At 58.5% G+C, this 23660-nt stretch carries 16 protein-coding genes and 5 pseudogenes; 4 read left to right on the top strand and 17 right to left on the bottom strand.

Annotated elements, in window-relative coordinates; genetic code table 11:
• The first annotated feature begins 70 nt into the window (after positions 1-70).
• Positions 71-1846 (top strand): serine hydrolase domain-containing protein, encoded by a 1776-nt coding sequence (locus NMG70_RS01180; protein WP_254022823.1) that lies wholly within the window; start codon positions 71-73, stop codon positions 1844-1846.
• Between the two features lie 165 nt (positions 1847-2011).
• On the opposite strand, the gene NMG70_RS01175 is transcribed toward NMG70_RS01180, so the two are convergent.
• The gene (locus tag NMG70_RS01175) at positions 2012-2749 is read right to left on the bottom strand and encodes a class I SAM-dependent DNA methyltransferase (RefSeq protein ID WP_254022822.1); all 738 of its coding nucleotides are present in this window, start codon (positions 2747-2749) and stop codon (positions 2012-2014) included.
• A gap of 814 nt (positions 2750-3563) precedes the next feature.
• On the opposite strand from NMG70_RS01175, the pseudogene NMG70_RS01170 reads away from it, so the two are divergent.
• Positions 3564-3805, top strand: a pseudogene (locus tag NMG70_RS01170) (transposase); the annotation flags it as partial.
• A 156-nt stretch (positions 3806-3961) separates the two neighbouring features.
• Here NMG70_RS01170 and NMG70_RS01165 read toward each other — a convergent pair.
• The 3 genes and pseudogenes from NMG70_RS01165 to NMG70_RS01155 form a co-directional block, all read right to left on the bottom strand.
• Positions 3962-4666 (bottom strand): ISAs1 family transposase, encoded by a 705-nt coding sequence (locus NMG70_RS01165; RefSeq protein ID WP_254022821.1) that lies wholly within the window; start codon positions 4664-4666, stop codon positions 3962-3964.
• A gap of 103 nt (positions 4667-4769) precedes the next feature.
• Positions 4770-5075 carry a transposase family protein gene (locus NMG70_RS01160; RefSeq protein ID WP_254022820.1) on the bottom strand — a complete coding sequence of 102 codons (306 nt, stop codon included), beginning with the start codon at positions 5073-5075 and terminating at the stop codon, positions 4770-4772.
• Positions 5076-5318: 243 nt separating this feature from the next.
• Positions 5319-6740 (bottom strand): annotated as a pseudogene (locus tag NMG70_RS01155) (transposase); the annotation flags it as partial.
• A gap of 249 nt (positions 6741-6989) precedes the next feature.
• Here NMG70_RS01155 and NMG70_RS01150 point away from each other — a divergent pair.
• Positions 6990-7482: pseudogene (locus NMG70_RS01150) on the top strand (IS21 family transposase); the annotation flags it as partial.
• 1 nt (position 7483) lies between these two features.
• Here the strand turns inward: NMG70_RS01150 and NMG70_RS01145 are convergent.
• A pseudogene (locus NMG70_RS01145) lies at positions 7484-7884 on the bottom strand (transposase family protein); the annotation flags it as partial.
• A 254-nt stretch (positions 7885-8138) separates the two neighbouring features.
• On the opposite strand from NMG70_RS01145, the gene NMG70_RS01140 reads away from it, so the two are divergent.
• On the top strand, positions 8139-9356 hold the full coding sequence (locus NMG70_RS01140; RefSeq protein ID WP_254022819.1) for an ATP-grasp domain-containing protein: 1218 nt from the start codon (positions 8139-8141) through the stop codon (positions 9354-9356).
• Positions 9357-9681: 325 nt separating this feature from the next.
• On the opposite strand, the pseudogene NMG70_RS33160 reads toward NMG70_RS01140, so the two are convergent.
• The 12 genes and pseudogenes from NMG70_RS33160 to NMG70_RS01090 all read right to left on the bottom strand — a co-directional run.
• Positions 9682-9788, bottom strand: a pseudogene (locus tag NMG70_RS33160) (IS110 family transposase); the annotation flags it as partial.
• Between the two features lie 640 nt (positions 9789-10428).
• The gene (locus NMG70_RS01135; protein ID WP_254022818.1) at positions 10429-11694 is read right to left on the bottom strand and encodes an ATP-grasp domain-containing protein; all 1266 of its coding nucleotides are present in this window, start codon (positions 11692-11694) and stop codon (positions 10429-10431) included.
• Positions 11695-12337: 643 nt separating this feature from the next.
• A complete protein-coding gene (locus tag NMG70_RS01130; protein WP_254022817.1) occupies positions 12338-13192 on the bottom strand; it encodes a tyrosine-type recombinase/integrase in 855 nt (284 codons plus the stop codon).
• Entirely contained in the window at positions 13189-13590 is a 402-nt protein-coding gene (locus NMG70_RS33155) for a hypothetical protein (protein ID WP_436798324.1), read from the bottom strand. Before NMG70_RS33155 ends, NMG70_RS01130 begins: the two co-directional genes overlap by 4 nt.
• Positions 13569-13916 carry a transposase gene (locus tag NMG70_RS01125; protein ID WP_254022816.1) on the bottom strand — a complete coding sequence of 116 codons (348 nt, stop codon included), beginning with the start codon at positions 13914-13916 and terminating at the stop codon, positions 13569-13571. Before NMG70_RS01125 ends, NMG70_RS33155 begins: the two co-directional genes overlap by 22 nt.
• A gap of 231 nt (positions 13917-14147) precedes the next feature.
• Positions 14148-14405, bottom strand: coding sequence for a hypothetical protein (locus tag NMG70_RS01120; protein WP_254022815.1), 258 nt, complete (start codon positions 14403-14405; stop codon positions 14148-14150).
• 313 nt (positions 14406-14718) lie between these two features.
• Positions 14719-16500, bottom strand: coding sequence for a CocE/NonD family hydrolase (locus NMG70_RS01115; protein WP_254022814.1), 1782 nt, complete (start codon positions 16498-16500; stop codon positions 14719-14721).
• The gene (locus tag NMG70_RS01110; protein WP_254022813.1) at positions 16497-17930 is read right to left on the bottom strand and encodes an amidase; all 1434 of its coding nucleotides are present in this window, start codon (positions 17928-17930) and stop codon (positions 16497-16499) included. The genes NMG70_RS01115 and NMG70_RS01110 overlap by 4 nt, the downstream gene beginning before the upstream one ends.
• A gap of 11 nt (positions 17931-17941) precedes the next feature.
• A complete protein-coding gene (locus tag NMG70_RS01105; protein ID WP_254022812.1) occupies positions 17942-20008 on the bottom strand; it encodes an ABC transporter ATP-binding protein in 2067 nt (688 codons plus the stop codon).
• Positions 20001-20858, bottom strand: a complete 858-nt coding sequence (locus NMG70_RS01100; protein ID WP_254022811.1) for an ABC transporter permease — start codon at positions 20856-20858, stop codon at positions 20001-20003. The genes NMG70_RS01105 and NMG70_RS01100 overlap by 8 nt, the downstream gene beginning before the upstream one ends.
• Positions 20855-21808: an ABC transporter permease gene (locus NMG70_RS01095; protein ID WP_254022810.1), complete on the bottom strand. Its 954-nt coding sequence runs from the start codon at positions 21806-21808 to the stop codon at positions 20855-20857. The genes NMG70_RS01100 and NMG70_RS01095 overlap by 4 nt, the downstream gene beginning before the upstream one ends.
• A gap of 60 nt (positions 21809-21868) precedes the next feature.
• Positions 21869-23533 (bottom strand): ABC transporter substrate-binding protein, encoded by a 1665-nt coding sequence (locus tag NMG70_RS01090; protein ID WP_254022809.1) that lies wholly within the window; start codon positions 23531-23533, stop codon positions 21869-21871.
• Between the last annotated feature and the right edge of the window lie 127 nt (positions 23534-23660).

The raw sequence follows: 23660 nt of genomic DNA, 5'->3' as shown, positions 1-23660 counted from the left end.
GACGAAACCGAGGGCTAGTCTACGGCTCTCTCTGTATGGGACCTTCGACATCCATGTTTTGGAAAGTGCGATGCGACCCCGTACAGGTCGCACGTGGGTCATCTCGATCTGGTTTCTAGATGACGACAATATAGAAACTGTGTTTGACGCAGCGCTATCTATAACCTTTTTGATCTTGAGTAACGCCTTGAGAACTCAGCGCGATTTGGAGAGATACTGGGTCGTTAGGCATCAAACATATCGAAGCGTTTCGCATTCGGTCTCCAATAATTCACCAGCACAACCACAGGGGAACGACCATATGACTAGGTCACATGTCGATTTTGCTAAGTGTGTCGATGCATTGTTCAGCAAGTTCAGCGGGCCTGAAATGCCTGGAGCTGTCGTCGCGGTGACGGAGAACGGTCGCGAGATTTTCGCTAGCGCCTATGGTCTGGCGAATATAAACGACGACGTACCGATGGGCCGCAAAACCATCATCCGCATTGGTTCGCAGAGCAAGCAGTTCACCGTATTGTTGATCCTGATGCTGGAGGCAGAAGGCAAGCTCAGCCTACAGGACGATGTGCAAAAGCATTTGCCCTATGTGCCTCGGCTCGAGCACCCGGTCACTCTCAGGCAACTTGCCTCCAATACCAGCGGGTACCGCGACTTTCTGGCGGCCATGTTTGTCAGTGGCCGGTCGATCTATACGCCGTCAGACCGCCAGACAATCCGTGAGATCATAGCCAGGCAAGACTCGCTCAACTTCAAGCCCGGGAGTGCTATGATCTATTCGAATTCCGGCTTCTTCATGTTGTACGAAATCATCGAGCAGATCGAGGGCGCGACTTTCGACGAGGTTTTGCGCAACCGCATCACCGGCCCGCTCGGCATGTGCGACACCTCGCTCATGCTGCACGACGGCTCCGTCATGAAACGGCTAGCCGCGCACTATACCAAACGCGCCGACGGCTGGGCCCAATTGGGCTGGGGGGTGGAAGAAGACGGCGGAGGGGGCATAGTTTCGACGCTCGACGACATGGTGGTCTGGCAGCAGAACCTAAATAACCCCAAGGTCGGCACAGCGGAGATGTATCAACGGATGGCCACGCCTTGCGTCTTCGACAATGGCGCTACCGGCCTTTACGGGCTCGGGTTGGTGACGGACGTCTATCGAGGCCGGCGGACAGTTGGCCACGGGGGTTCGGTTGCCGGTGGCAAGTCACAATCGATGCGCTTCATCGACGACGGGCTCGGCATCGTCATTATAGCCAACAACGACCAAGTTGCCGCCTTCGCCGCCGCCCGCCGTATCGCGGACATTTATTTCGGCACCGTCGCGCCGGCGCAGATCGAACTTGCCCCCGGCCGTTACCGGCAGGAAGGCGGCCCCGACGTGTTCGAGCTAGTTGCCAAGAACGGCGTGCCCACCTTCCTCAGTTCCGGTGGTGTGACCGCGTTCGATTTCGGCCATCCTGGCGGCGCCAAGCCCGAGCGAGGGATTACCGACCTTGTTCTCAGTCCACGACCGGACGGTAAGATCGATGGCACGTTCTGCGGCACGCCGAGGGTCTATGCACCTCTGGGCGCAGACGCCAAGGCGACCGCCTCTCTCACCGGACGCTACACCAACAAGGCGCAGGCCCTTGAGGTCGAGATCCAGAGCGACGCACAGAGGGGCGTGCTCCGGCTGCGCTCCGATTTCGGCGCGATGAATGCGCCCATCGTCGCCGCGGACTCCGATCTTTGGTTCCTGCTCCAGCCCGACAGCGACCTGCCCTGGACGGCGACGCTGATCGTCACCGAAGAGGGTTTCGAGATGAACACCGACTGGGTCAAGAAACTGCGCTTCACGCGAGTCTGAGCAACGCCGGCATCGGCGAAGTCCACCATATCTCCTCGCTTAAATTAGCGTCGAGTTCTTCCGCACTTCTGAGTTTCGATGCGCTTCGTCACGTCGACGGAACATCCGCTCCTCTCGTCCAGCCCCGCTAGGCGTAGTCTAATCGTCGAGGATAAGTAGGTGCGATTACAGGTTGGTTCGGCGATAGACCGAAATATGGCGTTTGGACACATCGGTGAATGCACCTTTCGCCCAATCTTCCCATCGCTCCGCCAGCTCGAGCCCGACGCATTGGGCCATGGTGTCGAGCTCTTGGTGATAGACGTAACGAATACGTTGGGAGGAGCGGCTGAGCGATTTGTCAGAAAACCAGAGGGAAGTGGAGGTCAAATTCTGGTTCAGTGAATCGTGCAGTTCCACATTGACAAGTGTATTCTCGTAATCCAAGAGCTTAGCAGATATTCTCTGGCCCCTCAAGAAACCATGCAAGGTTGGCACTGGCACTTCTATAACCAAAACCCCCTCGTCATCTAGCGCCTCTGCGGCCGATCGGAGGCAAGCTATTTGCTCTTCGCGCCTAAAGAGCAGCGTGAAAGTGCCATAAACACAATAGACCAGCTGGTAGCGTTGCTCTGAGTTGAAATCGGCAATGTCCCCCTTCCAAGCTTTGATCTGATCGGTACGGTTGGCGAGAAGCTTCAGCATGCTGTCCGAATTGTCAATGCCTTCGACTTGGACGCCGTATTCGCTCAACGGCACCGCTACGCGCCCGTTGCCAATTCCAAGTTCAAGAGCATTTCTTCCGCTGGAAAATCTCTCAAGAAAGGCGGCAGTTTCGTCTGCCTCAGCGACTTTACCTACCATTGTGGTAAATTTTTCATAGACAGAAGCCGTATTTTCGTCATAGATAAGCTTGTCAGGCATCTGCAATTCTCCCGTAGTTTGTCTAACCATTTTTGCTTTACGTTTATCCGCTGAAACGCATTTGGGTTCCTGCCACCGAATCTCCTCTGGTCAGTCAACCTGCGTCTTTCTGCTTCAGTCTTGGACCAGCAGCCTTGAGCGCCTCCGTTGTTGCGTTACCTCGCAGCTCAAAACGCAAGCGCTATGCCAAATTGAAAGCATTTTAAATTCAACACCTTGGCCATTCGAGTCCCAGTCGTATGTAGGCAAGGGCATAATTTTGTGCGGCTTCCGACACGAGATTGGGAGCGAAGGACGCAGGCCTCAGTACACGGAGCGGGAGGAGCGGCAACTCCGGCCCCCGGCACGTCACCAGAAAATGAGTTGTGTGCATCAAATCCTTGTGTAGATGCCAGCCGTTTTGCCAGGAAGAACCTGAAGCATTGGACATGTGATCGAGTACGGTCATGTGTCAGGCCTTGATTTGCGGCCGTTTCATATGCCGTGGGGCCGGTATGGTGATGCGCGGATCAAGTCCAAATCAGAAAAGCGAGTTGGCGTGGACTCTCAACTTGACTCTGGCTTTGCTGCCCCCGACCTGATCGATCATTTGCCCCATGCGGTTCATGCCTTCCTCACATCTCAACGTCCCGGTCTCAGGTGCGTTGTTGCAAATCACGCAGGCACCGTCGCCGGATCTCGGGACGCTTCCATCGCCACGACACATGCCGGTTGACTCGCCATGAACTTGCAAAACTGCAGGCGCGACAGCTTTCTGCGGAACACGGGAGAGCCGTCTCCCGATGGTGGTAACCGTTTCCACGGATGCCTCGTACAACATTCCACCGCCGGGAAGGAGAAGCTCGGCGGCATCAGCAAAAGAGGCGACAGCTATATCCGGAAGTTGCTGATTCACGGCGCCCGAGCCACCGTTCACAACGCTCGAAGCGGACGGGGTAAGGGAGCTTGAGTTACAGGCCTGCTAGCGCGCGGCATTTCGATGTCGCAATCGTCGCGCTGGCAAGCAAGACCGCTCGGATCGCCTGTGTCGGCCGAATTGAGAAACTGCCCCCCTGACGAAATGAAGAACTGCCCCCCTCGGTTGTGAGAGGAGGCATGGATGACAACTAGGAATCCGGCGATTCCTGCATTGCGAGGAGTTGAAGTGTGATCGCAATCCGGTCCAGGAGAATCGGGTGAGTTAATTATCGTGAGATGACGCTTGCCAAGAATTCATCGTCCCATGCTGCGACCTTTCGTTTTAGTCGCAAGGAGTCCTTGCCTGGTGCGGCTCGGATGAGATTGAGCGCCATATGTTTTAATGTGGTGAAATTTGCGGGAGCGTGATCGGTTCGCAGGGACATTCGTCATCTCGGAAGACCATATCGAGCACCCAATGGAGGCTGTTCTCGTCGCCCAATGGTCTCGGATGAGGGGGCCGATCAGGCTGGCGATGAGAACCAGCGAGGTAATGTAGAAACGCGTCTCCCGCTCGATCTTGCCGCCAGTCTCACGCGTGCTCTGGACCATGACCACGCTGTTGAGGCCCGGCCATCGATGGTTCTTTTGAAGCCAGTCGATATCGTGGATGACCGTGATGTCTCGGGTCTCGATGCGTCCGTGATCGCCATCGACCGTACGGGCGCGGCTCACGGTGCTGTCCTTGAAGTTGCTGGCTTTTTGCTCGGCGGCAAAGAGTTCGACATCCTCGTGTAGCGTGCCCTGATTGCCTTTGAGGGCGAAGATGTAGTCGGCCTTCTTGTCCAGGACCTTCCGGGCGATGGCGCGCTGGCAACCCATGGCATCAATTGTCACGACGGCCCCCTCGATGGCCAGCATGTCCAGCAGCCGGGGAATGGCGACGATCTCATTGGCCTTATCCGCCACCTTGACCTGCCCCAGCACCAGGCGCTGGCGGGCGGCGAAGGCGGAAACCATGTGGATGGGCTCCTCGCTGGCCTTGGACCCCTGGAGCGGCGCACTGACTTGCCATCTATGGCAACGACGCCTTCCGGCACGCCCGTCCGGGACGCCACCCACGCTACAAAGCAGCGCTGGAAGTGCTCGGCATCGAGGCTGGCGAGGATGTCACCCAGATGATCATGGGCGGCACGCCATCAGCAAAGGGACGAAATCGGCGCAGCAGATTGAGCTTCTTCTCGCCAAAGCGCGAGATGTCGGTGATGGTTTCCGCCCCGGCGATCACGGCCAGAAGACACGGCAACAACACCTCATCCAGCGGATAGCGAATCTTTGCCTTTTGCCGCCCATCCGGCAGGTCCTTGAATTGACTCAGAAAAGCAACCGTCTCGGCCAAAGCCCCAGCGTTGCAAGAAACATCGGCCATCCACAGCGTCCCTTCGAGAATCAGATGTTCTCGAGAGATTCAGCTCTTAGACGTCTTGTCACCTGTTAAACTCACCCGATTGCCCTGCAATCCGATTGGACCGGGATCGACCGAAGCCCGTGGTACCTATTAGGCTGCGGCGCGGCGATCAGGATGAGATTCGTATTGCCTCACCCTGGAATGCTCCCGAACGATTTTCGTTGCTCACCGACGTGCATTGGCCCAAACACCATCGCGTGTGCCTTTTTCCTTCCGCCAAATCTTCAAAACGGCGCTGCAGCGTGCGCAGAAGTTGATCAGGATACTGCCCCGGCTGCTCCTCCTGCAGGCGCACCAGTAATTCGCGGCTCGTCCGCCAGGGCTCTTCGTCGAACACGCGCGCAGCTGGCCCGTGACCTTCACAGCGGATCCGGTCGCCGACGACCCCGCTTTTGCTTCGGCTTGGCTCTTGCGGTTGGGCGGATTTCCCCCTCCTTCCAGGCCGTCCGCAGACCGACAGGAACTGATCCAGCGCCGGATCGCTCACCACCAGCGCCGGCGTGCAGGATCCATCGGCAATGTCGACGAGGCGCTGCTGCGCCGATCGCATCTCTCGCAGCAGCTTTACCGGATCCAGCCGCGCCTGTGTTTGCCGCCAGCATGGCCAGAACCGGTTCAGCCGTGCGTTGATGTGCCAGCAGTCGCTGGCATGGTTGCCGCCGGGTGATAGCGCTTGCGCACACGGGCGCCGTCCCGTTCCTTTCCGGCCAGCTTGAAGGAGGGCTGAAAGAAGTTTCACGAACAGCCGCACCGTTGCGGAGAGTTGTGCCAGGGTCGCAGCGGCTTCAAGCCCTTCCAGCCGACGATGCGCCGCATCACGGCGCCGTTCTTCTGTTCGACGAAGGCCTGGTCATTCTTGCGGTATGGCCGGCAGCGGGTGAACGCGATGCCGACCTCCTGACAATAGTCGCGTATCGTCTCGTTCAGGAACACGCTGTCATTGCCGGTGTCGAAACCGAGAAGCTGGAATGGCAGGAGCCGCCGTAATTCCGTCAGCACCTCGCTCAGCAGCTTCTGCTCACGCACCAGCAAGGGCGCGTATTCCGTCCATCCGCTCCGCGACGTCGGTAAGACAAAGCGTTTGTATGAAGCTCCCACGCGCCGTCGGTCCGCTGTGCGCCACCAAGTCGGCCTCGACGAAGCCAGGCGGAGATCCTGCCAGTCGGAGGAGGTTGGGATCGCTGCGCCGGAGCGCGGTGGATGCTGTGCTGCGACGGCGTTTCGGCCCACCAGCGATATCTCGAAGCTCGCGAAGAGCGCGATCGATCGTGGCCGCGCTCATCGCCAATAACTGGGTGCGGATCTCTCTACTGTTAGATGAAGATGCCCATGACGGTCCATCGCCTCCACGAGAATCGGAATCAGCATCTTCAGACGCTTGCCGCAGATGCGGTCCGAAGCCTCCCACAGCACGACCAGCGCTTCGCGCACCGCGTTGTAATCAAGCCCCGAACGCTGCGCCGGTGGTCCACTCCGCAACAAACGCATGGCATGCTTGCGGTGAAGGCCGCTCACCGCCGCCAATTCATCAAGAATGCACGTCTTCTCTGCCCGATCGCCTCCGGCGCAGCGCTCCGCTACCTCTTTCACCAGCTCATCTCGCATCACCATGCTTATCCGCCTCATCTGATTTGCTCCCGCTCCAAAACTGCGGGGAGCAAATCAGATGAGGCAACGACCCAACATCCGGGAGCAGTTTAGGCGATGCAATGCGAATTCAGCGTCAATCAAGATGAGACTCGGCGGGGGTGGTGTGACGCAGTGAGGGCGTAGCCCGAACGGAGTTACACCAACCCGGGCGTCAGTGCCGACGTCTGTTGAGCGCGGTTGGCTGAAGTACCTTGGCGATGTTCTGAAGAATGGAGAATCACCTTTGTGCCAGGCCGTCATGTAACCGACCACCAGATGAGGCTTTTTATTACGTTACGACAGGAACACACGACCGAGGTTGCCGCGGCCATGGCGTCGATCAGCAGAGCGACGGCCTATGGCATCAAGAAGAATCCGGACCTGCCATCGCAAAAGCAAAAGGCTCGCGGCCGGCGACGGCCTGACCCTCTCGAGCACATCTTTCAGGCCGAGGTCGTTCCCCTTTTGATGGCGGCGCCAGGCATCCGTGCTGTCGCCATCTACGAAGAGAGGCTGCGGCGGCACCCGGAACTGAGCGAGGGCATTCGCCGGACCCTGGAGCGGCGCATTCGGTCATGGCGCGCCATCCACGGCGAAGAGCAGGAGGTTATCTTCCGTCAGCTTCACCAAACCCGGCCGGTCGGGCTGTCGGATATTACTGACGTAGCAGCGGGCGTGTCCATTCTTGGGCCAGCCGCTCGACCATCTGCTCTACCACTTCCAGCTCGCCTGGTCGGGCTGTAGCCGATCGGATAGCTCTTGAACTTCTTCTTTGCCCGCCTGTCGCCTTCAACGTCCGGCAGGCGGCTGATGCCGTGGCGTTGAAGACACCGATGCAGTGACGAGCGCGTCAGATGTGGGATCGTCGGTTGCAGAGCATAGAGGCAGTCATCGAGTGGCAACAGAGTGTAGCGCTGGAAGGCGACGATGACGGCCTCCTCCTAGGGCAAGAGCACTGGCGATCTAGGCTCTCTCGGACCGGTCAGCAAATCGGCCACCGAGGTCCGTTCCCGCCATTTGGAACAGTCTTCTGGTTGATCCCGTAGCGCTTCGCCAGCACTCTCAGGCTCTTTTGACTATACTGTATCGCTCGACGGACTGCCTCTGTCGTCGTGGCGCTCCCATGAAGAACCTGGCCCATAGCGCACCCCTTGATTCTGGGATCAAACAACTAGGTTGGCTTGGCCTTCGCAAGCTTTTTTGGTCGTACTTCTCCTTGCCACACTGCGCGATGAAACGTTGTAACAGATCTCCTTCAAGTAAATTTACAAAGTCTTCATGATCTCAAATCGTGTGTAGTGATACGTTCACCTGAAGTCTGGGGCGAGGCACGGCTAGAGTTGAGGTCGATTTGCGCTCGGGCCGCAGCACAATACGCAAGTTGGGAGATAGACAATGGCACGAAAAGCGCTTATACTGGTCGAAGCCACCAGTAGCAATGGTCTACTATACATCCGAGCGGCCAAACGCCTTAGTCTTCATCCAATTGCCCTGTCGGCGGATCCAGCACAGTACGACTATCTTGTGGCGGAGGGCGTCGAGGCAATCCGTATAGATACAGACGATCTTGATGCGCTGATCCGCGAATGTACCCGGCTTCGTGCCACTTATGACATTGCTGGCATTACCTCCTCGGCAGAGTCGTTCTATGCGACAGTTGGCAAGCTCTGCCGGCACTTTGATCTGCCGGGTCCGAACCCTGAATCCGTTGAACGATGCTGCGACAAATTCGCTCAACGTCAGCTCCTCGCCGAGGCCGGCGTCCCGGTACCGGCTTTTCGCTTGGCAGTAAATGCGTGGGATGTAGAAAGCTGTGCCGTGGAGATCGGCCTGCCGGTTATCCTCAAGCCAGCCGTCGGCAGCGGCAGCAGGGGCGTCCGGTTGTGCCGCAACGTCGATGAGGTAGCCGAACACACGACCTATCTGTTGGGAGGGAAGCACAAATGGGGGTCGTCGCCGAGGATATTGGTCGAAGAGTTCGCATATGGCCCGCTTTATGTCGCTCATATAATGGGTTATGAGATCATTGGGATTGAAAGCTCCGAGTTTGGCTGCCCACCACATTTCGTCTGTCGAGGCGGAATCTTTCCCGCCCTGCTAAGTAATGAGGTCCATGCACGGATCACTGGTGTCTCCCTGAGCTGCTTGCGAGCTCTTGGCCTTGGCTGGGGGCCAACTAACATTGAACTCCGGTGGACGGAGTATGGTCCAGTCGTCATTGAAGTCAATCCGCGTCTAGGCGGCGGGCCTCAGCATATTCAGCTAGCTTGCGGTATCGATCTCATCACCGAGCACATCAATCTTACCATCGGCGACGAATGGAATTTGCGCGGAAGTCATTCACGCATCGCAGGCTGGCGGTCCATACTTCCTGATCGCGATGGCACCCTCGATTGGATAGATGGTGAACATCGGGCGGCTGCCGTACCAGGCATCACCGAGGTCAAATTGCATGTTGGGCCTAAGACGCCGATCGTCAGGAAAGGCGATATCCAAGATTCTCTGGGCTATGTCATCGCTTTTTCACGCAGCCATCCTGGGACCGAGGCAGCGCTTCAACGCGCCATCGACTTGATCGATTGGTCAATCTCACCATCCACTGTTGATGAGTAGAAACAAAAAAACTTCAACTGGAACGCGGTTAGGTCTGTAGTTTTTGAAGCTGGGTGGTGTTTCCGTTTGTCTGCTCGGGCGTCGCTTTTTCTGCAGTCTGGTCGGGCCCGGCGGGCGCAAGTAGTTTTGAGACGGATGGCATTCGGTGGATGCGTTCATGTATTCGGTCTATTCATGCGACCGGTACATGGTCGCTTGCCCTGATGGAGGATCGAGGCCTCATCAACGAGTCGCGCTCTTCGGGCTTTTTCGATCCCAGCTCTGCCGTTTCCATCACGTCGTCATCCACTTTGAGCCATTCGGTATTTGTCCTGGTTCCAGAATCTCAGGTTTTCGAGGAACGGAACAACTCGCCGGTCTTTATCATTGCCCAGATGATGCGAGCAAGCTTATTGGCAACCGCACCGCGACAATCATGGGACGCCGGCGCTCCCACACACGAGCCTCGAGGGGAGCACGTCGATTCGACCACCGGTGTGAGCGACCAGTCGGCCAATGTGTCGTCGAGGGCCTTCTCAAGACAAGCAACCCGCTCCCGCCACTGCGGTTCGGCAACGATCAAGTCGTGCAAAACCGCATGCTGGGCGAGATAGGGGAACTAAGCTCGTGCAGTCATTTGAATAGTCTTGCCCCATGCCTTTCCCTCTGTGTAGGTCTTCCCGTTTCGCAGCAGGAACGAACGGATCTCCTCCGCTTGCGTGTTCGATCTTTCACACCTGCCTCGCGGGCGCGCACAAGGTCGCGCATATTGCAACTGGCTAAGACCGGCGCGGCGCGGGGACACGGCGGAGCGGATCATCCTCGACGGCGATTGGATGAATAAAGCGGCCAAGTCAGGACCTGGCGCGGCAATAGGGAGTGAGGTCAGCTTCTCGATTCGCGGGCAGCTGCTGCTTAACAACCAATCCCCTCAGTCCATTTCGTCTATGCGTGGCACTTGCAATTCGTGGTAGGGCCAGCCTGACGACTTGCAGTCGTGTTCCGCTCCGGAGACGGATAAGCTATCCCGCCGATCTAGCCAACCGCGTACCAGAGGGTTCGATCATCGGCGAACGTCCACCTTTCACCTATGTCACCTCCCTGGCCCGGGAACGTGAGCAGCCGGTAATCGCTTCTTTTCGCCAAGCGCGGGAAATGGTCTGATCGACCAACTGATTGAGTCGACGGCACGCTGAAGCTTGGTCTCTGTCAGAGCACGGCTAGGTGAACTGGCGATGACCTGCCCTAGACAGTCCCGGTAGTCGCCCGCCCTGACGATAGGAGTGTTGGGTTCAACATAAAATTTCACCTCGACAACACCCGATATGGCAGTCGCCCTGTCGCCATCGATCCAATCGAGGATGCCATCGCGATCGGCAATCAGTTTCCGCGCGCCTGCAACATGCGAACGCCTCCTGCCCAAATCGCATTTTTCGCCGATAACAAGCTTGACGTGTTCGCTCACGAGATCGACACCGTAAGCCAACTGACACAGTTGAGGAATGGTTCCACCCGCAAGACGCGGATTGACCTCAATGACGACTGGGCCACGCTCTGTCCACCGGAATTCAATGTTCGTAGGCCCCCAGCCAAGGTCGAGAGTTCGCAAACAGCTCAGTGAAATATCGATGATACGCATTTGCTCGTCAGCAAACAGCGGGGCAGGATAGATGCACTCACGAAAGACGAAATGCGGTGGGCGGTCGAAGTCAGCGGCGGCAATCCCAATGACCTCATTTCCCATTATGTCGGCGCTATAATACGGGCCATTTGCGAATTCTTCGACCAGTATCCTCCGCGAAGACCGCCAACCGTGCTTCCCGCCCAGCAGATAGCTTGTATGTTCGGTTAACTCATCGACATTGCGGCACAACCGGACACCGCTGCTCCCGCTACCTACGGCTGGCTTGAGAATCACCGGCAGCCCAATTTCCGCAGCAGCGCTTTCCACCTCCTTTTCATTCGCTGCCAAGCGATAAGCAGGTATTGGAACGCCGCCTCTCGCGAGGAGCTGACGTTGAACGAATTTGTCGCAACATTGCTCGATAGATTCAGGGTTCGGTCCAGGTAGATCGAAGTGCCGGCACAGCTTGCCAACTGTCGCATAGACCTCCTCCTCAGCGGCCGTAATGCCACCAATCTCATAGGTCGCCTGCATCCGGGAACACACTTGGATGAGAGCATCAAGGCTGTCTGTATCAATACGGATCGCTTCAATCATCTCCGGCGCATGATAGTCGTAACGCCCTGGATCAGCCGACAAAGTAATTGGATGAAGGCCAAGACGTTGGGCTGCTTTGACGTAAAGCGGACCATTGAACCTGGTGCCTTCAATCAGGATGAGCGCTTTTCTTGTCATTGGGCAACCTCCTTTGCGTGCTGTGGGTTAGTCCGAGCGCAAAAGGCTTTAGCTTTCTTTCGTGGCTACTCAGACGTTGCGGTGAAGGTATCATTTCTCAGGGATCTGCCATTGCAAAGATTCTGCAAAATTGGTTGAAGGACCTGTTGTAGCGGTTTGATAATCGGCGGTGGGCAGAGCCCGCTTATCGCCGGCTTCGGACCGCCGCCCCGCCCCCCTCTGCCCTCATCACAACTTCATTGAAAACGTATCCATCCGGCGTGTCGCGCCTTGTCTGAGTGATGAACGACTGATCTTAAGCTGCTCTTATGAGCGCACTTAGGAGCGATTGATGGGTTAGATCACGTTGCTCACAGGCCCCGAACGTCGGCGGGTGCAGCAGCACCTGAAGCGCAATCCCCACTTATGCGTCGGGCGAGATTATTTGGCGGAGCCGCCCTGACTCATTTCGGGCCGGGCCAAAACCCACCTTGCCTCCGCCACATCATATTCAGATGGAGGTCAGCAGTTGCAGAACGGAGTCATTTGGTCGGAAATGCACGCCGTGATCGCCGGTGACGCCCGCCTTCTCGAGTCTATTGCGCATAATCTCGACATCCGCTGCGGCATAGCGGTGGGTCGTGGCGATCTGTGCGTGCCCGAGCTAGGCTTGGATCGTCAAAAGGTCCACGCCGGACTGGAGAAGCTTGATGGCGAGGGAGTGTCGGAAGATGTGCGGTGATATGGGCTTGTCGGCCAAGGCTGGCCTGATAGGCACGGCCTCGGCCGCCGCACGCCGCACGATATGGGTCGCTCCGAAGCGAGTCAGGCGCTCGTTGCGGGCGCCGACGAATATCGGTCGCGGCTCGTGATGGGTGATCCCGCGCTCGCCCAACAAGGTCGTCAGCGCTCGCGCCAGGTCCTTAGGAATGGGCACGACGCGGTCTCTGCGCCCCTTGCCGCGCAGCAGCACTTGCGGGTGAGAGCGCTCCAACTGAAGGTCGTTTGCGTTGACGCCGGTGGCTTCCGAGTCCCGGGCGCCGGTCCGTGCCAGGAAGAGCAGAAAGGCTCGGTCGCGCCGACCACGAGGCGTCTTTGGATCAGGCGCCGCGATGAGGGTATCCACTTCGGCCTTGGTGAGATGGTGCGTTACCTCGATGTGCGCCCGTTTAATGGGAATCGACAGCACGCGTTGGGCCACACCGAAGGACGCCGGGTCGGCGGCAGCGACGTGGTGGAAAAAAGATCGGATCGCGGCCAAGCGGGCGTTGCGCGTGGCGACGCAATTGTTCCGCTTCTCCTCGAGTTCGTCGAGAAAAGCGAGAACGAGGTCTCGATCGAGATCTTCGAGCGCCAACGCCGCCGGCTTCTTACGCAACCGGTCGGCGGCAAAGAGGATCAGCATGCGCAAGGCGTCGCGATAGCTGGACACGGTCGCGGGAGTCGCATTGCGCTGCTTCGTCAGGCGCCGGCGGAAATAGGACTCCAGGAGCGGCGCCAGGAGCAGGTGTTCGCTCATGCTGCGCCTCCATCGAGGGCTGCACGCTCAGCCGCGATAGCGAGGAGCTCCGCCGAGCCCGTGAGGTAGTCGGCCGTGTCGCTGTAACTGGCGTGGCCGATGTGCTTGCACGCGTTGCAGAGTACCCCGCCAACCCCCTCGACGAGTTGCTGCCGTGGAACTGGCGCAAGCCCGCCGCAATCGCGGCCTGACAATGCACATTCAAAACCCATTCCGTGCGAACCATCGCACTCGTCGCCCAGGAACTCGGTGATGATGAAGACTGGCTCGCCGAAATCGCCATCGGAATGGAACCCGAGGACGGTCTGATCTGGGTCTACGGGCCAGACCACGAAGACGGTGTCATGGCCTTCTCCGAATTCGGCATCAATAGCCTTCAAAACCTCATCGCCATCCATCGCGACAAATGGGTCCGTCCGCGTCCCCCCGCTGGATGGATACCCAGCATGCGCGGTTTCTTCAACATCAAGCGGACGAGCCAGGAGCCGTCGGGCGCGCGCCTCCAAGATGCCCATCGAACCACGGCCATGGCTCCGATGATGAGCAACCGCCGAATATCGCGCTGGCCCATCTTCGATACCTTCCCTGGTCGTTGCTTGCCGCCGCTCGACTTCTGCCGAGGGACCAGCCCGAGCCAGGCGGCGAAATCACGACCGCACTTGAAGTGCCTCCATCGGCGCAAAGATTTCAGGGCAAGGGCAGCGATAGGGGCGACACCGGGCATGGTTTACAAGCGCCGAGATGTTGCAGCTTGCTTGGACAGCGTGTCTATCCTCTTCTTCAATGCCGCGAGCCGGCTGCTGTTCGATCTGGTCAATGAGAGCGCTGCAGATGTCACGGACTAGATCCGGCAGTTCTGCGCTCTCGTCCTCGACGATCTCTGCCAGACGTGGCAGGTGGCCGATGCCTTGGGGAGCAACATAACCGAACTCATAGAGGTGCGCGCGCAACGCATTCACCAATTCGGTTCTCTGATCACGAACTGCTCTCTAGTGCGAAACACGATAGCCCGGGACTGCTGCTCCTTGGTCTTCGGTTCGACAAAGCGCATTGTCGGTCGTTGCGCTGCTTCGACGATCGCCTCCGCATCTGCGACGTTGTTCTTCTGCCGCTTGACGAACGGTTTGACATAGGCGGGGGCAATCAGTCTTGGCTCATGGCCAAGCCGAGCCATCTGACGGGCCCAGTATGTGGGAATGGTAACCGTTTCCACGGGTTGCCTGCCTCTCCTTTGCGTGGCGCTAACGCCAAAAACTTGGCACATTGCGATGCCGTCGTAGAAGGCTGGGCATCCACATGGGGTAATCGCCGGAGCGAGTCGCCCAGAGAACCAATCATGTCCTTGGGAGGTGTACCCGACAAGATGAAAATACCGGTTCACGACCCCTGACGCCGAGCCCAAGCATCCGATGGAGAACAGCCATTGAAGAATGGCTGGAAAGGGAGCACAGGGGCGGGTGTCGATCCAGATCGCTGAGACAAGCGTGAGGATTGTAAGGGCCACGATCAGTTAGACGAGGTTCGGCTCATTGCACCACCGGCAGGAGGATGTGAGAGGGATGCTCGCGATCGTGATAGATAGTGTTCTTGGCCACGACGGTTGTGGTTTCGGTGGCATTGTTGCCGCCTGTGTTCAGGTTGCGCGCGAAGTGCGGGAAGCTGCTGCTCGAGACTTGCACGCGGATCCGGTGACCAGGCCTGAACCAGTTGCCCGTCGCCTGCATGTCCACCTCAATGAGATAGATTTTGCCCGGCATCATCAGCCTCGGCTCGTTGTAGCCTTCCCGATAGCGGGCTCGGGCGATGCCGGTTCTGAGATTATAGACGGGGCCATCGGGGTAGACATCGCTCAGTTGCACGACGAAGTCGGTATCGCTTGCCGAGGAGGAAACGTAAAGCACGGCCTTTAGCGGTCCTGTGACCTCCAGACCTGAGCGAAGCGGCTCTGACGTGTACACCAAGCGGTCCTGCCGCAGGTCCACTTGGCGCTGGTCTGCAGCGTTGCCGGGGGACCGGAGTTCGACACGGCGGCCCGGTGCCGGAGGAACTTCAAAGTTCTCAAGGCTGAGCACGGGATCGAGGGGGTCGTGGTGATAATTGTCGGCAGGCCCCGACGCCATCGTCGTGGACAGTTTGCCGTCACCTTTTCTCGTATTTGCATTACCTCCGCTGGCGAGGTAAAAGGGCACAAAAAGCGTCCCCGGCAGCGGCCAGCTATCTGCTGATTTCCAGCGGTTCGCACCCATCAAATAGTACTGCACGTGCGGCATCTTGAAGTCGCCGTTGGTATCCTCATCGCGCAGCCAGTGGTTAAACCAGCTCAGATAAATCGACCAATAATCCCGCCGAATGTCGCCAACGTCGCGCTCGCCCACAATATGCGGCGTGCAGGCCTGTTCGCTTTGACAATGAGCGGTTGGAGAGATGATGATAAACTGATTGCGCCGCGACTTCTCCGAGGTCGACTGCTCCTTGAACATGTTGAACAATTTTGCCGTCTCGCCGACGTCCGTGTCGTACCACGAATTGACGAACAGAGCCGGTACGTCAGGGCGCGAGTTCTCGTCAAAGAACGGAAATTTGTCCCACCATGGGTCACCGGTCTCATGTGTAATCCAGTCGCGCCAATCGGTGCAAGGGCTCCCAACACGATCCGCCGCGTCCGCAAGTGGCAGGGCTTTCAGTGCCTCGTAGAGATCGACGTCTGGAGCGGGCTGCGAGCCCTTGTTGGTATTGTGGACGAACCACTGGAAGGCCCAGCCGATTTCGGGCACGCCCGAAACCAGGACGCTGAATTTCCGCCAACGCAAGGCTCCGCCGGGTCCCTGCGGCAATAGCGCCTTCAGCGCCGCCGGCCGCCGCTGCGACATCATCACCTGGTTAATGCCGAGCGCAGAGCAGCCGTACCCACCGACCTTACCGTTGGACCAGGGCTGCGAAGCGACCCACGAGACCGTATCGTAGCCGTCATCCGCATCGCTTTCGGCCGGATGGAAGGTGCCCTCCGAACTGAAGCGGCCGCGGATATCCTGCACCACGACCGCGAAGCCTTGGCCGGCGAACATGTATGCGAGACCGCTTTTCGTCTCCGAAGCCGGGGCACGATAGGGTGCCTTGTCGTACTGCGTGCGGATCAAAATGGTGGGCAGTTGCTCCCCGGCCTTACTCGGACGGTAGATATCCGCGTAGAGACCGACGCCGTCACGCATGGCTACGCGGATATCTTTTTCGAGATCGACCTCGAAAAGCGGTTCCGGGAAGGGAACAAGACGGTAGTCAGCCCCCGTCCTGTTCGGCGCGATTGTCATTTGTCCCCTGTCCAAGTCTTTGGGCGCCGGTGGCTCCAAGGTCTAGCTTCCTCGAGATCGCGTGCGATACGGACCAGCGTGGCCTCATCGCCAAAGCGGCTGACGATCTGAATCCCGATCGGCAGGCCATCCGCGCTTTGTGCCAACGGCAGGGACACAGAAGGTTGTCCGGTGACATTGAATACGCCAGTGTACTGGAGAAGCGCGGCATCCGCTTCCTTGAATTCTTCCGCGGACAGCGCCGGGTTGGTCGTACTGTTGATACCGCCGTGCGGTAGGGCCACCGTTGCCATCGTCGGGGTCAGCAGGATGTCAAAGGAATGGATCGCGTCACCCACCCGGCGCCGGATTCTCCGCAAGACCTCTTCTACGTCTCCCGGACGGCCCTGCGATTTTCGGCCATATTCAAAAAACTTGAGATTGATGGGCTCCACGGTGTCCGCGTTGATCTGGCGTCCCATGGCCCGCGCCGCGTCTTCAAGTGAACTTGCGCTGAAACGTGACCGGGCGAGCATTATTCGCTTGTACTCGATGGACTCATACGGCGGCTCGACATCGGTGACGATGTGGCCCATTTCCTCGAGAAGGGAGGCCGTCGACTGGACCGCGTTCAGGACTTCCGGCTCAAGATCGATCGCGCCCCACTTCGTCCTTGCCAACCCCACTCTCAGCGTGCCGGTGGGTTGTGAAAGTTCCTCCACATAGGAACGGTTCGGCTGGACGATGACAAATGGATCGCCTGGATAGTGACCAGAAAAGACGTCGAGTGCGGTGGCCATGTCCCGCACAGTCCGACATAAAACAAACTCGCGCGGCAGGCCAAAATCTGCATCCTGCTCGTGTGGACCGCCGGAAATACGTCCGCGGGACGGGTTCAGCCCGACAAGACCGCACCATGCGGCCGGGATGCGAATTGACCCGCCGCCATCGTTGCCATGTGCAATAGGAGTGATGCCCGCGGCCACCGCCGCTGCTGCCCCGGCTGACGAGCCACCTGCGGAGCGATTCAAATCCCACGGATTGCCAGTGATGCCATGGAGAACGGACTCACTCATGACTGACATTGCGAACTCCGGTATTGCCGTTCTTCCTATCGTCCGGAGCCCGCTCTGCCGAGCGCGTCGAAAAAAGTAGCTGTCAGTGCCAGCGCAGCAGCCTTTGAACAGACGGCTCCCATTTTCTTGGAGGCGGCCGGCTTCGGTGGCCCCAATATCCTTGCGAAGGAAGGGCACGCCGTGGAAAAGCCCCCCGCTGGCTCCAGCCACGGTTTCGGCATCTTCGTAGAACTCGATGACGGCGTTGATGCGAGGATTGACCTCGTCGTAAGCCTCACGAGCTAGCCGCGCCAACTCCGAAGGCGTCACTTGTCCGCTTGTCACCAGAGCGGCGAGACCGGTGGCATCATGATCATTATATTCGCTCAATCTCATCCTTATGATCCTTACTCGGCGAGTTGGTGCGGAGCGAATTTGTCCAGATGGGCTTCAACGATTTGGACGCTGGCTTTATATTGCCGCTGGAGGCGATCGAGGTCTTCTGCCCGGATATGGCAACGGATGACATGGCCGGGCTCCGCTTCGGTCAGTGGTGGCTCCAAGGTCTCGCAGATTGCGCCAAGCTTGCGTGGGCATCGGTTTTGAAAAACGCACCCGGAAGGCGGAGTTGTCGCGGAGGGAATTTCTCCGGATAGTCGAATGCGAATATCCCGGGTACCGTCGAGGTTAGGGACCGCGGAAAGAAGCACCTCGGTATAGGGATGGTTCGGTCCTTCGAATACGCGCTCTGACGGTCCCATCTCCATGATCCGCCCGAGGTATAGAACGACAATTCGGTCGGATAGATAGCGTACGACCCCAAGATCGTGAGAGATGAAGACGTAACTGACGTTCCGCTCTGCCTGAAGATCGGCGAGGAGATTTAGGATCGCAGCTTGAACCGAGACGTCGAGCGCCGAGGTAGGCTCGTCGCAGACCACGACACGAGGGTCGCCGGCGAAGCTGCGCGCTATGGCCACGCGCTGCTTGAGCCCACCGGAAAGCTGGCGCGGCCGAAGCGCCAGATGTCGGGGCGTCAGCCGGACTGCCTCCACGAGCGCGGCGAGACGGCTCGACAAGTCGGCGCCTCGAAAACCGCCGAGCCTTCGCAACGCGCGGCCAATGATGCGCTCGACCGAATGAGAGCGGTTTAGCGCCGAATCGGGGTTCTGGAAGATGATCTGCACCGCCTTCACCTCTTCATCCCGGCGCTGGCCGAGGCTGGCGGCAAGAAGCTCGCCATCAAGCTCGATGGCCCCGCCAGGATCGGGCCGGACCAGGCCAAGGAGCATGTGCGCTAGCGTAGTCTTACCGGAGCCAGACTCGCCGACTAGTCCTAGTGTTTCTCCCGGCAGCAGGCTTAGCGAAACGTCGGCGACTGCACGGGTCGCATGGCTGCCCTGGCCGTAAGTCTTAGAGAGGTTGCTGACCCGGAGTACCGGCGCGGCCTCTGATGCAGGCTTCGGTAACGCTACATCGGTCGGGGTGTTGCGCGGAACGACTGCCGCCCGATCAGGGTAATGACAACGCACGACCCGACTGCCAGCTTCGCGCAACTCGGGAATTTCTGTGCGACAACGGTCGTCAGCATGCGCACAGCGCTCTTCGAAGGGACAACCGGGCATCAGCGCGCCGGGCGTGGGCAGGAAGCCTGGAATGGTGTCGAGCGGTATGTGGCCTTTTCGCTGCCCGCCGCGCGGCAGGCACCGAAGAAGCGCCACAGTGTACGGATGGCGCGGCGAACCCAAGATCTCCCAGGTCGGCCCCTCCTCTACCAGCATTCCCGCATAAAGGACGCCAATGCGGTCGCACATCTTTGCGACCACGGCCAGGTTGTGACTGATGAACAGAATTGACGTACCAAGCTGGCGCCGAAGATCGGTGATGAGGTCGAGGACCTCGGCCTCCACGGTGGCATCAAGGCCGGTTGTAGGCTCGTCGAGGATCAGCATCGTCGGATCGTTTGCCAGCGCCATGGCGATCGCCACCCGCTGCTGCATCCCCCCTGAAAGCTGATGCGGATAGCGCTGCATCACAGAAGCGGGATCGGCGATCCGCACTTTTTTCAGCATCTCGAGCGCACGAAACTTGCGCTCGGCTGGGTGGAGGCCCACGACCTCGAACGCCTCGACCAACTGTCGCCCCACCTTCAGTGAAGGGTTTAGCGCTTTGCCGGGGTCTTGATAGACCATTGAGATCGTTCTTGCCCGCACCTGCCTTAGTGCTTCGGGCCCGAGCCGCATTACATCGGCCCCGTCGAGTCTGACCGCCCCGCTGGTGACGCTGCCGTTCCGCGGCAGATAGCGTACAGCTGCCAATGCCACAGTGGACTTGCCGCAGCCCGACTCGCCAACCAGTCCGTACGCCTCTCCACGAGCGATCTCAAAACTTATGTCGCGCAGCACTGCTCGATTCCGCCCACCGGCGCGATAGGCAACCGATAGTCGGTCCAGGCGCAGCGTCGGCTCAGTCATCGAGTGCCCCGTGCAGCCCGTCGGCCGTCAAATTTACTCCGACCACGAGACTAGCGATGGCCACTGCGTCGAACAGCACCGTCCACCAGAAACCGCCGCTGATCATCGAGTAATTAGCCGAAACCGACAGCGCCCAATCGGGCGAGGGAGGCTGCAGTCCGAAGCCGAGAAAGCTCAGGGCGGCGACGGCGAAGATCGCATAGCCGAGACGCACTGTGGATTCGACAAGGATGGGCGGCAGTATATTGGGAAGAATTTCGATGAACATGATATGCGTTGAATTTTCTCGTCGGAGTGTAGCGGCAGCGACATAGTCGAGCTCCCGCTCGGCCAGTACCGCCGATCGGACAGTGCGACCAATGACTGGTCCGAAGGACAGTCCGATGACGATGATGACAGTGCCCTCGGACGTGCCTAGCGCCACGATTGCAAGAAGGGACACAATCACCCCCGGAATTGCCATCGTCGCCTCTATTAGACGAGAGATAACGTCGTCAAGAATGCCTCGGAAGTATCCGGTAATAAGCCCGAGTACCGTGCCGACGGCCGTCGCCATGATCGTCGCGAGAGGTGCGACGATCAGGATGTCGCGTGAGCCGACGAGCACCCGGGAAAAAATGTCGCGGCCGAGTTGGTCCGTCCCGAACCAGTGTACTGATGAAGGTGGACCAAGTGCGTTCAGGACGTCCTCGGCTAGCGGATCGTAAGGCACAATGTGAGGACCGAACACGCTACAAAAGACCCAGAAAACCACGATGGGCACTCCGGCCAGAAAGGAGCCGGACCGCAACAGCGTTGCAAAAAACTCGTGGCGCCGGTTCCGGGTTGCAGGAATGGCAACATAGGTCATTGGCCGCCGTCCATCCGAATCCGCGGGTTAAGCCAAGAGTAAAGCAGATCAGCAATTAATGTCGCCACGGCATAGGTGAGTCCGATGATTAGTACGCTGGCTTCCAGCATCGGGAAATCTTTGCCCTTGGCTGCGTTGTAGATCAGCGACCCGAGCCCCTGGTAACGGAATAACGTCTCTACCACTAGAAGGCCGCCAATTAGGTAGCCGGTCTGGCTGGCGACGACGGTAATCGTCGGTAGCAGCGCGTTTCTAAGCACGTGCCGCCAAATGACCTGGCGCCAAGGCAGGCCCTTCAGGACGGCAGTGCGGGTATAATCAGAGTCGAGCGCCTCGATCATGCCCGCACGTGTCATTCGGGCGATATAGCCAAACAGCACAAACACGAGCGGCATCGCAGGCAAGATTAGATAATAAAGCTGCGTTAATGCTCCGGCGCCATCCGGCCATGCGGCTGAAATCGGCAGCCAGCGCAGCCAAACGCCAAAGATCAGGACCATCACAATTCCGCTAACGAACTCCGGTATAGCGGCCGCTGACAGACCGCCGAGACTGATTATGCGGTCAGTTGGGCGGTTAATATTAAGCGCGGCCACTACCCCACCAGCGATCCCGAGCGGCACGACGACAAGGAAGGCCACCGCCGCTAGCTTCAGCGAATGGCCGAGCGCAGGAATTACGAAGTCAGCGACAGGGGCACGATATATGTAGGACTGCCCCATGTCGCCTTGAAGGAAACGCCCAATCCACGCCCCATATTGGACGAGGAGCGGTCGATCGACGCCAAGCTGGTGATTAAGTACTTCTACCGCTTTCTGATCGGCAAAAGGACCAAGGATAGCTCGACCGACGTTGCCGGGCAGAACCTGCCCGAGAAAGAACACGAGCAGGGTTAGAACGAAGAGTGTCACCAACGAATAGGCAAAGCGTCGGGCAAGGAAGCTGCTCATCAGATCTACAACTCGCGGAAGTGTGGTCCGGCATGGACCGGCTCGTCCATCGAACTGGCCTCATGAGATTCCCGCACCATGGAGGAATAGTTGCCCCATAGCCGTTGGTTGGACGCCGACGACGCCCTTTTTGACTGCGGTGAGGTGGTCGAAAAAGTAACTGAAGAGCATGGGGGTTTCTTGAAGCAGTAGCCGTTGAATCTTACCTGCATTCTCGCGCTGCGTATCTAGGTCGAATGATGCTATGTAACTCTTAGCAAGCGTGTCATATTCCTTGTTTTGGAACTTGGCCGCATTCCAGGGGCCGGTGCTCGTCAGGAGGGCTGTGAGAAAGACGTTCGGCACGCCACGGTGACCCCAATCGGCGATCCCCATTTCCGCATCGAGCCAAGGAGACTTTCCGGGGACCGCATCGCCGAAAAAGGCTCCTCGGTCCATGATGTTGAGCTTAAGGTCGAGCCCAATTTCTTTCACCCAGCTCTGGATGAGCTGCGCGAAGGCCGGAATTTCTAAAGCCTGCGGGGCAGTAAGCGTCGCCTGAAGTCCCTTCTCAAAACCGGCCGCCTTCAGCAGCTCTTTTGCCTTTTGGATGTCCTGTTTGCGCTGCGGCACCGATGGATCGGTCGAGGGATAGATCGACGCGAAGGGGCTGTCATTGCCGGCCACCGCTCGGCCCTTCATCAAACCCTTCACCAGTTTCTCGCGATCGAGGCTAAGCGCTACTGCTTGGCGGACACGCGCATCTTGGAACGGGCCCGTTTGACAGTGCATGTGGACGGCCTGATTCGCAGTCGACTTAATACTGATGATGTCGAAACTAGGGTCGCTTAGCAACGCCACGCCAGCAAGTGCAGGCAGCGTGTTGATGATATCAACCTGCCCGGCCTGAAGCGCGAGGATTTGCGGCTGGATGTCCTGAAAGAATGTGAACTCTGTCTTCGCCGGCAGCGCCTTAGGTCCCCAGTAATCATCATTACGCACGAAACTTGCGCCAACGTTCCGAGCGAACTTCTCTATCCTGAAAGAACCGGTGCCGTCCCAAGTTGTCTCGAAGTCCCCAGAATAGCTCGCCGGCAGGATGATGGTATTGTAATTGTCGGACGACACCAAATAGGGAAAATTGCCGTTCGGACCATCAAGATGGAACTCGACAGTGTAGTCGTCCACCTTCCTGATGCCGCCTTTCTGCAGAATCCCCTTGAAAACCGAGAGCGCGTTTGAGGAATTCTTCGGGTCGGCCAGCCGATCCATGGTGGCAACGACGTCATCGGCCTTCATCTCGCCGCCCGAATGGAACTTTACGCCTTTGCGCAACGTGAAGGTCCAGACAGTGCCGTCTTGATTGGGCTTCCAGCTCGTTGCTAGGCTCGGCTTTAGTAGAAGATCCGGCCCGTCTACGCAAAGGAACTCGCCAACCTGCTGGAACATCAATATTGCGCCGTAGTTGCCTGACAGGACGGGGTCAATCGCACCTTCAGGCGCAGGGCCTGCAACCCGAATGGTGGCACCTGGCTGAACGTTGGCCTGCGCTACAGAAGGTGCTGCGCCGAAGCCAGCAGCCAATGCAACCTGCCCAAGAAACGGGAGTGATAGGCCAAGCAAACTGCCGTGCCGCAAAAAATCGCGCCGGTTCACGCGGCCATCGGCGTAGCCGTCGATCAGATGGTTTTCGACAGGAGTGAGACTGAAGCGAAGATCGTCGAGCAAGTTAGCGTTTCGTGTCATGCCAGTCCCCTTGTTCTCAATACTGAACGCTCACCTGCATTCCGATTCAGATGGAGCGACACCCAGGGTTACCGGCGAGAACTTTCATCATGGTCTTGGCTTCGTACAGCCAGCGCCACCACAACCA

It is taken from the genome of Mesorhizobium ventifaucium, from assembly GCF_935822925.1.
Taxonomy (GTDB): Bacteria; Pseudomonadota; Alphaproteobacteria; order Rhizobiales; family Rhizobiaceae; genus Mesorhizobium; species Mesorhizobium ventifaucium.
Note: the sequence above shows the minus strand (reverse complement) of the source record. Positions and strands in the feature narration are given on the sequence as shown.